The sequence below is a fragment of the Actinoallomurus soli genome (assembly GCF_024055715.1).
GTDB classification, from domain to species: domain Bacteria; phylum Actinomycetota; class Actinomycetes; order Streptosporangiales; family Streptosporangiaceae; genus Actinoallomurus; species Actinoallomurus soli.
The window spans coordinates 619634-637537 of sequence record NZ_JAMXMV010000003.1 but is presented as its reverse complement, the minus strand read 5'-3'; the positions used below and the strand labels follow the sequence as shown (position 1 = coordinate 637537).

Here is a 17904-nt window from a genome sequence, read left to right as displayed (position 1 = left end):
ACCGGCACCGGCGGCAAGGCACCGGTCGGCTCGCCGGACGAGCACTCCGCGCCGGCGTCGTCTGATCCTGCCGCGACGGGGGCACACGGCGACAACCCACAGGTCACCGTCCCCGGCGGAGACCACCAGACGTCTTTGGGTGGGGAGGGTGTTGCTCCGCCGGTGGCGTCACGTGCGGGTGGCCCGCAGAGTGGTGCCGGGAATGGCAGGGGCGACTCCTTCTCGTCCGATCCGGCCGCGTCCCCCGGTCCCAGGGTGCCGGGAAAGGCCGAGCCGGGGACCGGCACCGGCGGCAAGGCACCGGTCGGCTCGCCGGACGAGCACTCCGCGCCGGCGTCGTCTGATCCTGCCGCGACGGGGGCACACGGCGACAACCCACAGGTCACCGTCCCCGGCGGAGACCACCCCACTCCGTCGCAGTCGGATGGCGAGTCCGCGAACACACCCGTTACAAGGGGACCGTCGAGCGGCCGGGAGGAGTCCGGTCCGGCGCCGAACACCGGTGGCGACACGAACTCGGCACCGCGGGCAGGGAACCAGACCTCTTCGGATCCGAGGTCTGCAGCGACGAATGCCGGGCGGGCGGCGATCCAGAGGTATGCGGCTTCCAAGCCTGGGCGGGACGCTGGTCAGGAGGCTTCGTCTTCGGGTGGTTCGCAGGGTGAGGGCGGTGTCGGTGGTGGCGGGCGCGGCGGTCCGGTGCCGGATCAGGCGGCTCAGGGAGCCGGGCCCTCTCGTACGGGGCAGCCGACGCCTGTCGCGCGGCGGGGGCCGGGTACCGGCGAGCCGTCTGTTCCTGTGGACCGGCAGCTGTTCCGCGAGGACTCGTGGACGGGCCGTACAGAGCTGGTCGACATCGCGTCTGGTCATCGGCTGGGTGGTCCGCCTGCGGGTGAGAAGCCGCTTTCGGCGCGGCCCGCCGAACCTACGGGTGGTCGTCGGCTGGGTGATCCCCCTGCGGGTAGTGGCACTGATGGGGCCGGTCGTTATCGCTATTACGAGGTCGATCCGGCGACCGGCGCCGCCAAGGAAACACACCTGGGTCCGAACGACCAGGTCGTGAACGTCAAGCCCGTGGGCGGCAAGTTCACTCCGGGTAGCGGCTTCGCTGTGGAGAAGGGCATCGGTTTCAAACCTGCCGGCAATTCGTACGAACGTATGGTCGCCCACGACGCAGCCGGCAAGAAGTGGGACGTCGTCGATGTTCCCTCCAAGCCGGCCGACTTCACGACGGGGCACGTCACCGCTCATTCCAAGCCGGCGACCGCATCGCCCCGGGACAGGTCGTACCAAGTCCTTCGCCGGGACGGCGACGACAACATCGACCTGTTGACCTATCCGCGTCGTCCGAAGGACGTACCGCCGCCAGATGGGGCGAAGGGCGACGGCACCCAGTACCACGAGCTGGGCGACGGCGGCCAGGACGGTTGGCATCAGGCGCATCCGTTCGGGGCCGGTGCTCCGAAGGTCGAGCGCATCATCACCGGACCGGGGAAACGGCTGGACGGCAAGCCGGTGGAGAGTTCGGCTCCGGATGCCGTGCTGGTCCGTGACCCGAGAACCGGTTTGTACGAGAGGATCAGGCCATTCGCCTCCGGAGGCGAAGCCGGGGGCCCGGAGGGACGGAGCTACTACCGCATCGGTCCCGATGGCAGACCACAGCCGGTGAAGGTCGACGGGAAGACCGACGTCGTCAGGATCTCCCCGAATGACGGCAAGGTCACGCGTACGGGGCTCTCAGTCTCCGGCGGCGACCGCACGGACACGCCCTACGTCGACGAGGACGGTACGCTCACCTCGTCCGGGTCGAGCAATATTTCCCCCGGTGAACTGCGCTTCGACACGGACACCGGCCGGATTACCCATGGGGAGCAAGGTTCGTCCAAATCCGATGGCGGCGGCTCCGGCAGCGGTTCCGACGCCCCGGGCGGTGGGGGTAAAGGCACCGCCACACGGCCGAAGACGGATGGTTCCCGGACGCAGACCCAGAGCGGCGCCCGGACGTTCACCGACGATGGTGCGACGCGCCACGGTGCCACATCCTCCAAGTCGCCCGAAGGCTCCGGTGCGGGCAAGCCCGCGGTGAAGAAGGATCCGTTCTCGGGTGAGGGCCGGAGGGTCGGTTCTTCGTCGGATGGCCCGGGCGGCAAGGGAGGCGCCGAGGCGTTCGACCGGAGTAACCCGGAGTCTGCGGACGGGAGCGGGGCTGGGGAACAGGGCTCCGTCACTCGGCCGGGGACCGACGGCTCCCGGACGCAGACCCGAAGCGGTGTCTCGTCGCCCGAGTCGTCCGAAGACCCTGGTGGGGCCAGGCCCGCGGTGAAGAAGGATCCGTTCTCGGGTGAGGGCCGGGCGGTCGGTTCTTCGTCGGATGGCCCGGGCGGCAAGGGAGGCGCCGACGCGTTCGACCGGAGTAACCCGGAGCCTGCAGATGGGAGCGGGGCTGGGGAACAGGGCTCCGTCACTCGGCCGGGGACCGACGGCTCCCGGACGCAGACCCGAAGCGGTGTCTCGTCGCCCAAATCGTCCGAAGACCCTGGTGCGGGCAAACCCACGGTCGGGCAGGATCAGCCGGCCGGACAGCCGAAGGTCGGGGAGCCGACGCGGCCGGAAACCGATGCCGGGCGGGAGCCCGCACCACGAACGGGAGGGAACTCGCCGTCCTCGACCAGCGAGGCGCCTTCGCTCCCGCCATCTGGTCAGCACGCATTGGTGGTCGGCGGGCGGGTCAGGCCGACCGACAACGTGATCGTTGTCGAGGGTGATTCCCGGCCCATGAACCCGGCCGAATTCGCGGATTGGCTTCGGGCCCAGCAGGGCTATGAGCCGGGCATGCATGTCGTCCTGCTGGCCGGGGACGCTCGGAACTTCGCTCCGGAGGTCGCATCCATCCTCGGCGCGCCCGTGACCGCGCCGTGGGGCGACTTCGTGGTCGCGCCGTCCGGTGCCTTGACCGCCGGCCGGATCGTACGTGCTCCGGACGGCACACGACAGCTGATCAGGGAAAATTACGACGGCTGGCACAGCTACGGGCCGGACGGTCAGCGGGTCGAGTTCGGGCGGGTCCTGCCGAACTCCAGATCGGTCTGGGATCGTGTCGTGACGGCACTGGCGGACACCGGTCGCCCGGTCGTCACCTGGGGCTCGCCGGTCAAGGTCGAGGCCGGGAGCCCGGTGGCGCGGCAGGTGTTCCGCACGGACTCGGTGACCGGCAATACGGATCTGGTCGACATCGCGCCCGGCCGTCGGCTGGGTGGTCCGCCTACGGGTAAGCCGCCGCGTCACCTACGGGCCTCTGCTGACGCGAGCACCGGTGCGGGTGGCGGTGGCGTCGATGCGATCGACCGTTATCGCTACTACGAGGTCGATCCGGCGACCGGCGCCGCCAAGGAAACATACCTGCATCCGAACGACCAGGTCGTAAAGGTCAGGTCCGTGGGCGGGAAGGTCACTCCGGGTAGCGGGTCTCGCTCGGGGAAGGGCAGCGTTTCCAGACCTACCGGTGAATCGTCTGAACGTGTGGCCGTGCATGATTCGGCCAAGGGGACGTGGGATGTCGTCGATGTTCCGCTGAAGGCGGCCAAGTCCAAGACGGGGCAGGTAACTGCTCATTCCAAGCCGGCGGCCACATCGCCTCGGGACGGGTCGTACCAGGTTCTTCGTCGGGACGGCAACGGCAACATCGATCTGTTGACCTATCCGCGCCGTCCGGCAGATGTGCCGCCGCCGGATGGGGCGAAGGGTGATGGGAATCAGTATCACGAGCTGGACCGCGACGGCGCCCAGATCGGTTGGCATCTGGCGAATCCGTTCGGGGCCGGTGCTCCGAAGGTCGAGCGCATCCTCACCGCGCCGGGGAAGCGGCTGGACGGGAGGCCGACGGGCAGTTCGGATCCGGATGCCGTGCTGGTCCGCGATCAGAAAACCGGCTTGTACGAGAAGATCAAGTCGTTCGCCTCCGGAGGTGTAGCCGGTCATCCGGGGGGACGGACCCACTACCGCATCGGCCCCGACGGCACACCGAAGCCGATCGAGGTCAGTGGCGGAAAGGTCGACGTCGTCAGGGTCTCCCCGAATGACGGCAAGGTCACGCGTACGACGTTCTCAGTTTCCGGCGGCGACGGTAAGGCCAAGCCGTACGTCGCCAGGGACGGTTCGCTCACCTGGTCCGGGCCGAGCGAGTTCTCCGCGGGCGAGCTGCGCTTCGACACCGACACCGGTCGGATCACCCAAGGGGAACAGGGGGCGGCCGGCTTTCGCGACGGCGGCTTCGGTGGTGGTTCCGACGGTCCGGGTGGTAAGGGCAAAGGCACCGCCACCCGGCCGAAGACGGATGGTTCCCGGACGCAGACCCTGGGTGGCGTCCGGACGTTCACCGACGATGGTGCGACACGCCACGGTGCCACATCGTCCAAGTCGCCCGAAGGCTCCGGTGCGGGCAAGCCTGCGGTCAAGAAGGATCCGTTGTCGGGCAAGGGCCGGGCGGTCGGTTCTTCGTCGGATCATCCGGACGGCAAGGAAGGCGCCGACGCGTTCGACCGGAGTAACCCGGAGCCTGCGGACGGGAGCGGGGCCGGGGAACAGAGCTCCGTCACTCGGCCGGGGACCGACGGCTCCCGGACACAGACCCGGAGCGGTACCGGGACGTCCATCGACGACGGGGCGACGCGCCACGGTGCCATATCGCCCACGTCATCCAAAGGCTCCGCTGCGGTCAAGAAGGGTCCGTTCTCGGGCGAAGGCCAGGCGGTCGGTTCTTCGTCGGCGCGCCCGGACAGCGCGGAACGCGCCAAGGCGTTCGAGCGGCTGCTCGGCTTGGGGAATTCGAAATCCTCCTCCGCGAGCGGAGCCAAGGGACTAGGCGCCGTACGTCCGAAGGCCGGGGAGCCGGCGGCTGGGGAGTCGAAGGTCGGGGAGCCGGCGGCCGGTAACGGTACGACAGAGCCACCGGCGGTTTCGAAGCGGCGTCCGGCTGATCGGATGGATCCTTCGCGTCGTGAGCCTGGCCGTCGTGCCGGTGGCCAGGAGATCGAGGACGCGTATAACGCTGCGGACCGAATGATCGCCAGGTTGACGCGTGGGTGGCAGTCGCACGAGCGGCCGACGGTCGGTCATGTTCGTGCGCAGATCGCCGATGAGATTCGGGTGAATGGTGAGGCGGCGGGAGCCGCCCTCGCCGCGCGGATCATTCCTCCTCTACGCCTACCGCGCATGTCGGATTCGGATGCGTCGCAGCGGGTTTCAGGGGAGCCGGCCCAGTCTCGCCCGGCCGAGCCCTCGCCAGGGGACGGGCGGGAGCCCGCACCACGAACGGGAGTAAATCCGCCGTCCTCGACGGGCGAGGCACCAACGCTCCTGTCACCTGGTCAGGACGCGCTGGTGGTAGCCGGACGGGTTCTGTCCATCGACAACGTGATCGTTGTCAGGGGTGTACCCCGGCCCATGAACCCGGCCGAATTCGCGGATTGGGTTCGGGCCCAGCAGGGCTATGAGCCGGGCATGCATGTCGTCCTGCTGGCCGGGGACGCTCGGAACTTCGCTCCGGAGGTCGTATCCATCCTCGGCGCGCCCGTGACCGCGCCGTGGGGCGACTTCGTGGTCGCGCCGTCCGGTGACCTGATCGCCGGCAGGGTCGAACTCGGGCCAGGCGGCGCACCGCAACTGATCGACGAAAACTACGACGGCTGGCACACCTACAGGCCGGACGGCCAGGACACCGAGTACGGGCGGATCCTGCCGAGCTCCGAGTCCGTGATGGACCGCCTCCTGACGGCCATGGAGGAGACCGGGCGCTTGGTCGCCGTCTGGCGATCCAGCGAACCCGCCACGTCCCAGCCCACTCACCGAACCGACGGTTTCCGCGGCATCGTGTCGGGCGCGGTGCGGATCGACGGTGAAAACAGTTCCCGTGATGTGTCGGGCGGGGTGTGGATCGATGGTGAGTTCGACCCGAGTTCGTCCACGGTCTCCATGGGCGGTCACGCCCGGGATCTGGACCAGTTCGTACGGTGGATCGGTAAGAACACGCCGTACGAGCCGAGCGGCATGCTGCTGCTGAACGTGCCGGGCGCTGGGGCTCGTGGGCCCGACGGCGCGCCGTCGTTGGCCGAACGCCTCGTCGGGCGTCTCGGCGGCCGTGTCCTGACTCCTTCTGAAGGTCCGTCCGGTACCCGCAGCTGGGTGGAGCACCGGCCACCGGCACCTGCGGAGGACGGCAGGCCACGCACCTGGCAACCGCCGGCCGACTCGACCAGCGTGAGCGACGGCTCCGCCGTCGAGCAGATCGGGGTTGTGGCGGATCACGGCGATGGTTCGGCCGTCGATCCGTCCGGAACGGACGGCGGTGACATCCCGCGTACTGACGCCGTGCTGCCGATGCATCCTTCGGTGCCGACCGCCCCCGCCGACACTCCACCGGCTGCCGGAACGACGAGCGTCGACGACGGCTCCGCCGCAGAGGAAACCGGCGCCGCGGTGTCCGCGGACGGTACCGAGGCGATCGACCCCTCCGTGTCCGACGTGCGCTCCGCGCCCGGGACGGACGAGAACGGCATCGAGGCCCCCGGCACGACCGGCGCTGCTCCGGCCGAAGCCGAAGCAGCGCACCCGGTGACGCCGTCCGTCCGACCCGACCCCGTGGCCTTCGACGGGCCGGCGGCGGTATGGGACGCCATTCCGATTCAGGCGGCCGGGGCGGCAGATGAGGCACCCCCCGGGACCGGCGGCACTGCGGCTCCCCCCAGCGCCCACTCGGCCCACGCGCCGGATGTGTCCTTGCGCGGTGGAGGACTCGATCGCGGTCTCTCGATGCCCTCGCCGCTGCGCGACGGGTGGAGGCGCGTGAGGACGAGACTCCAAGGTTTCGGCTCGGCGTCTCGTGTTCAGGTGCCGCCGGAAGGCCCTGTGGTGCCGCCGGAAGGGCCGAGGGATCTCACGCCCGAGCAGCCGAAGCCGAAACGGGTGCGCTGGGCCGACCTGCAAGCGGACGGCCTCGGAGAGGCTTCCGCGGCACGATCCGGTGACCGGGGACAGGCCTCCACGGCGCGACCCGGCGATCAGGGTGAGGCTCCCGCGGCACGAGTCGGTGACCAGGGAGAAACCTCTACGGCGCAGGTCGGCGACCAGGCGAGCTCCGGCCCGCTGTTCGAGGACGTACTCGACCAGGCACAGTGGGACTTCGCGGCGGACGGCCGTCTGGTGCTGCTCTCGCTGCCCGGGTCCGCCGACGACGGACTCGTGCTCGACGAGCGGGCCGTCGAGCTGCTCGAGAGGCTGGTGCCGCCGCAGACGGTGTTCGTCACGGGACGGGTGCCCGATCCGGCAACGCTCAGCGCGCTGATCGACGCCCGGGTGCCCCGGGCACCCCAGGAGCCCCGCCTCCAGCCGTTCCTGCTCATGCCGGGGTCGGCGAAGATCGCCGGTGCGATCGCGGACGCGACCGACGGCCCCGTGCTCGCCGCTCCGTACGGCGTGATCTTCGACTTCCGCGAGGGCAAGCTGAAGGCGGCCGAGAGCGGCAACGCTCCGGTGCGCACGGACGGGCAGCCGGGCCTCGGCCGATTCCAGCTGTATCTGCCACGAGAGCAGGGGCAGCCGGTCGAAGAGCGGGTGGTGCAGCCGGTCGGCTCGGTGCTGTCCGTGCCCGCCGATGAGGCGGTGGCGACGAAGCTGTCCGCGCCCGCCGATGGCGCGGTGGCGACGGACACGGTGAGCGCCGGCGGGCCGTCGGCGTCGTCCGGCCAGGGCGGCATGATGCCGCTGACGGTCGACCCGATGGCGCGGTCGATCGGGGTGCCGCGGGCCGGATTGCCCTACATCCCGCAACTGATCAGGATGGTTCGGCGAGAGCTGGCCGCGCAGGGTGTCACGGTGCCTGAGGACCGGATCACCGCGCTGACGCAGCGGTTGGTCAGCAACTACCCGTACCTGCTCGAGGACGGCGAGGACGACGCGGAGACCAGCGGCCTGCTGATTCCGCTGGGCAAGGCCGAGCTGCTGGTGGCGTTCGACCCGACGGACCCGCACACCGTCGGCAACGGCGGCAAGGAGACGATCAACGGCGCGTACGCCACCGGCGCGCACGCCCAGACGCACTCCGGCCAGATGGGGGCGACACGGGTCGCCTTCTCGGCGTCGTTCAACGTGATGAACATCGTCCGGATCGGCGGTTCCTTCTCCGCCGTCAGGAACCAGATGAACCGCAGCTCCACCTACATCACGGACGCTGAGACCGGGCACGTCGAGGACAACCGGAACGACCACACGCTGGTGGCGTACCGTCCCAACATCTCCTTCAGACTGCGTACCGAGCAGAAGGACGGACGGACGCCGCGCTGGGCAGAGATCGAGCCGATCCGGGTCCCGGACCCGGGCACGGAGAAGCTCCTGCTGTGGCTGCCCGAGCCGTACATGAAGGAGCCGTCGGCCGACCGGGTCACGGCGACCGGGGACGGTGTCGAAGGCGACAAGCTCCCGCCGCACTTCTACGCGTCGGGACTGACCAACCTGCCCGTGCTGTTCGACGAGGTCATCGACACACTGGCGTCGCAGGGCCTGAAACTGAATCCGGGTGACGTCGAGCGCGACACGTTGCTGCAGAAGCTGTGGAACCTGAACACGCACTTGGACAAGGCGGCCGACAACCAGAACGACCAGGACGACCAGGAGAAGGGCTACCGGTTCACCCTGTACGACAAGGACGGTGATCCGATCGCGGTGGTGCAGGTGCACTCCGAGCAGCTGCGGCAGGGCGTTCGGCCGGTCGGAGCGACCAGCGACAAGGCGCACCTGGAGAACGTTTCCACCAGGATCGAAGGCAGCAGCGGCGGCCACTCCGTCACCGACTCCATGACGGTCACCGCGAACATCGATTCGACTATCGAGGTGCCTGCCATCCCGGGCCTGAAGGTCGGGCCCAGCTTCTCTCTCGGCTACACCTCCACCGACACCGAAACGCTGTCGGCGGGCCGGGTCGGTCTCTGGGTGATGGTTCCCCGCTACTCAGGACACACCGTCGCGTACAAGATGGAGTTCGTCCACCGGGCGAAGGCGTGGGCACGGCATCCGAAGAAGAAGGCCGGCTTCCGGACGGAGACGGCGCCGGTGCGTGGCCGTGCGCTGGTACGGGTGACCGAGCCACAGGCGTTCAAATACGGGCTTCCGATCGACCGCGACGCGCTGAAGAAGGAGGAACGTCCCGCCACCGGTAGCACCGTCACGTACAAGCCCGACGCACTCACCACCGGTCCCCGAGGGAAGGATTCGGACACCGGCCAGGCGGCACCGAAGGACGCGAAGGCCGAGCAGGGGACCGAGTCGAAGGATGCGAAGGCCGGGAAACTGCCGGAGTACCTGTACGAGGGCAAGGGCATCGGGTTCGGCTTGGTGGAGGTCGAGCAGTCGACCGTCGACCGGATTCACACGATGCTGACCTCGGTGCTGCGGCCGATGGGCTTCCTACCGGAGGCAGGCGACCCGTTCGCCGGCGAGCACTGGTACACCCACGGCCGCAAGGTCATCAGCAGGCTGGACAACGAAGAGCTGCTGGACAAGATGGTCTCCCAGCGGGGCTTCGACAGCGGCTACGACCAGATGCTCCAGGACGGCATGACCTTTACGCTCCGCAAGAGCCGGGGCACCCTGCGCGTCGACCTGGACGTCGATTCCGTCGAGGTGGAGATCAAGGCGCGGCAGCGCAACGCGAAGTACCTGGGGACCACGGAGGACCATGGCATCGTCAACCTGCTGATGGGCATGGACACCGCCGGGACGTCCACGGCCCATTCCCGCAGCCTCGCCTTCGCCGTCAAGTTCAAGGCGCTGTTCGCCTACATCAAGACCGCCCTCGGGGGTGTCGAGGTACAGCGGACCGTCGGCGCGAGCGATGCGGTGACCTTCATCAACAACCAGCCCGACCTGCTCGAATACCCCAGTAAGGCGATCGAGGCCGAGCTGACGAACGACTACCAGGTCACCCTGCGCTTCCAGCACTCCGGGCCGACCGGTGAGATCGCCGCGGGACGCCGCGACCAGGTGCTGCCCACGCTCGAAGGGCAGAAGGCGATCGCGCGGGTGCTGCCGATCGACGAGGCCGAAGAGCCGTCGCCGCGCGAGATGTCGATTCGCGAGCTGCGGAAGTCCGAGGTGTGGACACCGGCACAGGTGCTGGACCAGGGTGCCGTCTTCCACGTCGACACCACCGGGCTGACGAAGGCCGCCGCCTCGATGCTCAAGGATCTGGTAGGCCCGGCCGGCGCCGCGAACCAGGACCTGAAGGCGTTCGCCGGGCTGGCCGAGGTGAAGGCGCACCTGAAGGAGATCCTGAACAAGGAGTACACGACCGATCAACCGTTCGATGCGGGCTTCTTCCTCAACTCGTTCGGGCTGCTGGACGTCTCCGCCGACCTGGGACCGTCCCAGCTCGTCGGCACGACCTCCGACCCGTTCGTGCTGGGCATCATCAAGCTGTTGCTCATGGAGAGCAGGCTGACCGCCTCCTCGTCGAAGGGCGTCACCGTGGGGCTGGACCTCGCGGCCGGTGACGTCGCCGGCGAGGCGTCCCTGACGGGTGAGGCCGCCGCGAACAAGCACTGGGGATGGAACAGTTCGCGGACCGCCTCACGCACCGGTGGCAAGGAGTACATCCAGATTGACGTCAAGCGGGCGTTCATCTACCGCGCTCCGGCGTCGTTCAGGGTCAAGGGCCGGCAGGAGAAGCACGCCAAACTGCTCCCCTCTTCGGTGACGACGCACAAGCCGCAGGGGCTGGACGACCGCACGGTCATGTACGTGCTGACCGAGCCCGAGGCGCTCAAGTGGTACGCGAACGGAACGCTGCCGGTGTCCGACGCCGAGCTCACCAAGTCGCTGACCGAGTGGCGCGACGGTGACCTGCGGCTGACCGGCGACGTCGTCGCCGGCATCCTCACCCGCTGGCACGAGGACCTGACCGAGCGGCCGAACCCCAAGCGGGAGGACGTGGAGTTCGTCACCGGGTTGGCGCGCGACCTGGCGAAGATGCACGGCAGGGGCGCCCTGCGGGTGATCGACCCCGCCGTCCGGACGCGGTTCGGCGCGGCGTTCGGCCGGCCGCTGGCCGAGCCGCCCGGCACCGACCGGCTCGTCGACCTGCCACAGGACCTGGTCGAGTACGCCCGCGGTGAGCAGAACCTGCCGGACCCGCGGCTGGCGGAGGCGATGACCGCCTGGCAGGCCGGGGAGCTGGCGCTGACCGGCGACATCGCGGCCGGCGTCCTGCGCCGGTGGGTCACCGAGGTGCCGACCCTTCCGGCCGACGCGCCGCCGGTCGACCGCGCGGCGCTGGCCACGACCCTAGCCGGGTGGCACACCCAGGAGGTCTCCCCGATCCGGGACGAGGCGGTCCGGGAGGCGTTCAACACGACGTTCGGCAAGAAACTGCCTGAACCGCCGCTTCCGTTCGATGAGCTCCGCCTGCCGGAGTACCTGACGCGCAAGGACCCGGGCGGGCGGTTCCTCGGTCTCAGCGGCATCCGTACGTTCACACACGAGAACGGCGAGTCCACCTACCAGATCCTCAAGGGACTGATCGACAAGGTCGCGCCGGGGCTGCTCTCGGCGGGCGCGGAGATCTGGGACCGCGAGGGCCGGGTTCTCGGCCGCATGCAGGGCGGCGTAAACGCCTTGCAGGGCATGTTCGCCAAACGCCGCGACCAGCCCTGGATCGACGAGTTCCTCGCAGAGAACGGCTACTCCTTCTACCTGGCCAACCCGCTGGGATGGCTGCTGTCGGACGTCGTCGAGGTGAACGTGGCCCTGGCCCTGGGCGACCCGGAGGTACGCGACTTCGCGCCGGGCACCGCCAACGAGGTCTACGTGCACGGGTACCAGGGCACGGCCAAGGCGAACTCGCGTGACGGATCGCAGGACGTGACCTTCGCCAAGTTCTCGCCCGGCGGAGGACAGGGTGTGAGCGGCAGCGGTTCCGGCGACCTGAAGGCCTCCGTGGGGCACCATCGGGGGACCACTCGCGCCGAGAGCGGAGTCGTCGAGCAGACGGCCTTCACCTCCGACCAGTACATCGTCGGCTTCGGCACCACGCTGACAGCGACGGTACGGCACCTGCGCAGGGCCCACGCCCCGCTGAACAACTGGCTGACCGAGAAGTTCGACCGGTGGACGCACCACAGTGCCACGAGCACCGTGACACAGGACGGCGAGCTGGAGATCCAGCTGCCGCGTGCGCTCGCCGAGTCGGGCTCGGCGGACACGGCGCACCCGCGGCCGGACTTCACCCCGCTCCCCAAGGTGCCGGGCAACTCCTTCATCGGCGGCGTGGTCTTCGGCGACACCCTCCAGATCGGCCGGGCACTGCTGGCCCGGATGTTCTCCCCGGGCGTGGTCGACCGGCTGTTCGGCGTCACGGCCGGAGACCCGGACACCACGTCCAGCCTGTCCCTGCCGACTCTGCTGAGCCGGATGCACCTGGCGGGCCACCTGCGGGACGCGACCGGCGGTGACGTCTACACACTGCCCAAGAACATCTTCGACCCCGGTGATGACAGCGAGCGGGCCGCCCTGTCGCTCACGGGCGACTTCACCGGGCTGGAGGTGCTCGCGCCGCTGGAGAAGGGCGCCGGCGTCGGCCGTTACAACAAGCACCAGAGCGGCACCACGGTCAGCGCGAGCACCGATCACATGCGGATCGCGGGGGATGTCTCGGCCGGCATGAGCAACCCGATCCACCATCCCATCGACTCCTGGAGCCCCGGGACCAACAGCGGTCGCAGCACCGCCGCGAACGACGCCTCCGCCGGCACCGAGAATTACCGCCGCGAACAGCACGGCAAGGAGATGGGCCCGCTCTACCTGGTCCGGGTGCGCTTCCAGGGCCGTCTGGTCGGCGAGCTGTTCAGCCAGGGCCTGTTCGGCGCGGAGAAGACGAAGGGCCGGTTCTCCAGTGAGCCGATCACGGGTGAGGCGCAGCTGAAGCTGTACCAGTCCGACATCGACGATATGCGCGCCGTGATGGCCGAGAAGAACGCGAAGATCCGGCCGACGCTGGAGTCCTGGCCCGCGATGGACACGGCACCGCGTTTCGACCTGGGATCGCTGCTGGCCCAGGCGGCGCGGGACGGGCGCGAGGGGGGCCGCGCGTACTTGGGCGTCGTCCGGCACATCCGCCGGCAGACCGGCGGCGACCGGCCGGTGGTGCTGACCGTCGACGACAGGGCGCTCGCCGCGCAGACCTACAAGGCCGTGCTCGCATGGGGCCTGCGCACGATGCGGGCCGACCTGACGGCGGCGCGTGAGCTCGACCCCGACCTGGGCACGCCGGCCGCGCTGCGGCGGTACGAACTGGCGCCCCAGGTTCCCGGCGGCTCGGCCGAGGCCGTGGACGACGCCACGACCGAGATCATCAATGCCGTCAACGAGGTGCACGCTCTACGGCCGGACAACCCGACCGGCGCTCCCGCGGCGCTGCCGCCGGAGGCGACCATCTGGGGGCTGAGCCCCGCCGACGTAGGCCGCGAGGTCGCGCACGCGCTCAGCGCGCACGTGCGGGTGGACGTCACCCGATCCGATGGCACCTTGCGGCAGACCTGGATCTCGCCTGACGGCAAGACGTACTTCTTCGACCCGGCCACGGCGCGGTGGGAGCCGGGAACGCGCGGTGGTGCGCTGCGGGTCGTCGACGCGATCACCTCCCGTAAGCGGTACTTCGACTCGGCCATGGCCGAAGAGCACGGACTCGTGCCGCCGGAGCTGCGCACGCGGCTGGACCTCTACGGCCTCGACCACCAGGAGATGGGACGGCTCTACCTGGACGCACAGGTCCGGCAGCAGACGTTCGAACAGGCCGTACGCGCCGAACTCGGCGACCGCGAGCTACGGCTGCTCGAACAGCACCCCCTGCTGCCGGACCTGCTGCCCCGCGTCGCGGCTCTGCAAGCCCACTGGCGGGATGAGACGGAAGGGCTGCAGCGGCGGCAGATCGACGCGGCGGACCCCTTCGCCGTGGACGGGGACCTTGACGCGCGGCTTCACGAGACGCGGTGGAACGCCGAGGCCCTGGGCCGGCTGCTGGACCTCCTGTGGGCCACGGCGCGCGGCGGCCCCGACGCCCGGACCTGGAGCGCGCAGGACGTACGGACGGTCGCGGTCCGCATCGACCGGCTCGACGGCCTCGGCGTGCCCGATCGGCTCGACGAGGCGGACCCGGAGACATCGGCCGGCCGGGAGGCGCCGTCTCTCGCCGAAGAACCCGGAATGGCGTGGTGGACGATCCCGGACCAGAGCACCCCGACCGCAGGTGTCGCGGCGCACACCGGCGATGCCGGATCCACCGCCATCTCCGAAGATGCCGAGTCCGTCGCCGAGCCACCACCGGCCTACGGCGGTCTGTGGGTCTTCGACAAGGCCGCCTCCGAGCACCGGGTGTTCACCTCGGCCATGGCCGAAGAGCGGGGGCTGTTGTCGCCGGAGCTGCGCGCCGAGGCGGACCGCCACGGTCTCGGCTACCAGGACATGGGCCGCCTCTACCTGAACGCGCAGGCCCGGCACCAGACGTTCGAGCAGGCCGTACGCGCCGAACTCGGCGACCGCGCGCGACGGCTGTCCGAACAGCAGTCCGCACTGCCGGCGTCGCCGTCCGCGCAGGTGGCCGAGGATGAGCAGCGGCAGACCGGGACGTCATCGGACGCGCACGTCCAAGCGGCGGACGCGGGAGCCTCCGGGACGCAGCCGACGCCCGGCGGCGCGGGCAACACGACAGCGTCCGCACCGGCCGCACTGTCGGTCACCATGCCGAGCGTGCACACCGCTCCTCCGGTGTCCGGGGACGTCCGCTACCAGCCGAGCGGCGAGGGCGCGGCCGCCACGTCCGCCACCGGATCGACCGGGCGCGCCGGCGATGCGAACGTCGCACGGCCGCCGGCCGGACCTGTGCCCACGTCCGGCCGTCCCGTCACGGACGGTACTGGAACGGCCGACCGCTCCATGGTCGATCCGCGCTTCGCGGCCATGGTGGCGCAACGGATCATCGAGGTGCCGCCCGGCGTCGAGCGACCCGCGCCGAGCCGGCAGGTCCTTCAGCAGGTCGGGACGCGGATGCTCACCTACAACCGGCCTCTCGCGGCGCGGGTCGACGCGGACGTTAGCGTGGTGATCATTCCACGCGGCACCGCTTTCACGTCTCTGCCCCGCTTCCGCCACTACGAGGGGCGGACCACCGCGGACGGCAGACCGTGGGCCGAGGTCCGCGGGTACCACGGTGACGGTGTCGTCGCGATCGCGGAGGAGAACCTCCTCGGCGAGCCAGGCCCGGGGGGTGCCACCTACAGCGACGGATACTCGGCCGCAGTGCATGAGTACGCGCACGTCGTTTACGAATACCTCGAAGCCGCGGACCGCGACATCATCGAGCGGCGCTTCACGGAGAAGACCCAGGCCGGAACGGCCGCGCAGTGGCCGGACGGTCCGCTCACCAATCCGGAGCGGCCCGGCAGCAGGAACTTCTCCGCGTTCAACGTACCGGAGTACTGGGCCCAGCTGACCAACGTCTACCTGGGAACGAACGCCGGCCTGGACCATTCCACGGGTCTTCCGCGCAACAACACGTATCAGTACCTCAGCGACCACGAAGGGCCGATGCTCGAGCTCCTCGAGCGGATCTACGGCCCGCCCGGAGGCATCGAGAACGCCAACCCCGTCCGTCAGACCCACGCGGAGGAGTCGCTCTACCAGGGCTACCGGATGTTCATGACGAACGTCCGAGCCCTCGAACCGGACGCCCTCACCGGGCGGACCGGGGACGACCGGCAGCCCGTCGAGACCGACCCGTCGGCCGGCGAGGAGGCCGGGCGGACGCCTCCGCACACCGATGTCCCGGTCCTGGCCGGCGAGTACGATCCCGCAACGCGAACGTTCTCCATCCCCAGGCGTCCTCATGATCGCGATTCGGACGCGTATCCGCACGACGTGGAGCAGGTCGAGAAGTGGCTCACCCGTCACTACACCCTGACGGGGGACGTTCCGGTCAGGGTGGTGCTGACGCGGAAGGATCCGGGTCCGCTGTCCGCCGGGCCGGGAACACCCGGCCCGGCGGACGGGGCCCCCTTCTTCGGCGAGCTCGCGGCGCGCCTCGGCGTCACCTTCCTGGTGAGCGACCCGTTCACCGGAGCGCAGACCGAGTACGGGCCTCCCGCCAAAGCCGCCACGGCGGGCGGCGATGGGACGAGCCGGAGCGGCATCGAGGCCCCCGGCGCGGCTCCGGCCGAGACGACCGCGGCCGATGCCACGCCGACCGTCGGAGGAGCACCCCCGGAACGCCATGCGAACGGGGGGCTTTCAGGGCTGTATCCGGTGGTCGGTGACCGGGACGAGGAGCCGTTGTTCGCCGCGCCGTCCGCGCCGCCGTTCAGGCGTTCGACTGCCGCACAGGGCTCGGGCGGTTCCGCCGCCGAGGCGGTTTCAGCGGTGTCTTCGGCGGCTACGGCGTCCTCTTCGGCAACCTCGGATCTCTTTAAACGGGTTGGTCGGCGGGGTGTTGTGTTCGGTGGGGTGGAGTTCTTCTTGCAGCCGGTGGCGGGGGCTGTAGGTGACGGATTCGACGAGGCGTTGGCGGAGTCGTTGAGTGCTGTTGCCTTGCGTGCTCCCCACACGGTCGATGGATTGCGGGAGTTGGTGAGAAATCGCATCACGGCAGCGGAGTTGCCGACCGGGGTGTCGTCGGTGGAGGAGTTCCGTGCGCACGTGGCGGGTGGTGTTCGTGGTGGTGACTTCAATGATGCGATGGCGAAGGTGGTGGGGCGCCTGGGTGTTCCGGTGACGGTTGTGCGCGCGGATGGGGCGGTCCGCCGGCACGGGCCTGACTCGCCGGTGGGTGTGCTGGTGGTGGAGGGAGAGGAGGGGAGGTTCCTCGCCGCGGTCCGGTTGCTGCGGGTCGGGGATCTCGAGATCGATCTGGCCGCCGGTGGCGTCGTCCGCAGGAACGGGAAACAGATCAAGCTGTCCCCTCTCGACCGCGAACTGTTGATGTTCTTCGCCAATAATCACGGTCATCCCGTGTCGCGATCCGAGATGAACCAGGCAATCCGGGGCGATCAGCCTGACGTCAATGATCGCAATACCCGCCGCGCTACTAGCGATGGGCTCCGGAAGCTTCGAAAGAAGCTCGGAGATGTACCGGGTGAATCTCAGCTGATCATTCCAGTTAACACGGATGTGGGCCCGGTATTGCGTTTTGGACCGCGTGAACTGCGTGCGTCGGAGGTCGCGGTCGAGTGGGTGCGGGTCGAAGATCTCGCGATCGATGTGATCGGTGGCGAGGTCCGTAAGGACAAAAAGGCGATCGAGCTGTCCGACCTCCAGTGGAAGCTGTTGAAGTACTTCGCCGGCAGTCGCGGGAACTTGGTGACGAAGGACGACCTGATCCGAGATGTTTGGGGTAGGGACGTTACTCAAGCCGCGATCTCGGATCTCATTCATAATCTCCGTAGGAACATTGGGGACGATCCGGGCAATCCTCGGCTGATCGTTACAGAGCGGGATTCTGGCTATCGTTTCGGGTCGGCCGAGCCGGACGCCATGCGAACCCGCAACCCCATTCTCGGCTCGGCCGAGCCGGACGCCATGCGAACCCGCAACCCGGGAACCCGCAACTTGGGAACCCGCAACGCCATTGCAGAAGCCCGTGCGATGATTAAGGAAAATCTGCCGGCGCTTGGGCAAGGCGCAATGCGGGTGGAAGACCTGTTCCAGGAAGCTCGTGAAAAGGGCTACAACGGTTCGTTGAGAAGTTTTCAGGAATGGGTCACAGCCGAGAAGTGGAAGGTGAAGTACGCGAACGGTGATGCGTGGGCTCTTTGGCGTGATAGGTGGTCGTCGAACGGAGTAAGTGACGCGCTTCTGACACTGCTACAGAGG

1 protein-coding gene (running past one end of the window) is annotated in these 17904 nt (G+C 69.2%); it reads left to right on the top strand.

Annotation, left to right across the window (positions count from 1 at the left end; genetic code table 11):
- Positions 1-798 precede the first annotated feature (798 nt).
- Positions 799-17904, top strand: the 5' portion of a protein-coding gene (locus NDW01_RS11885) for a winged helix-turn-helix domain-containing protein (RefSeq protein ID WP_252819829.1). The gene runs 19125 nt beyond the window's last position; 17106 of the gene's 36231 nt are visible here — the first part of the coding sequence; it begins with the start codon at positions 799-801; its stop codon lies off the right edge, out of view.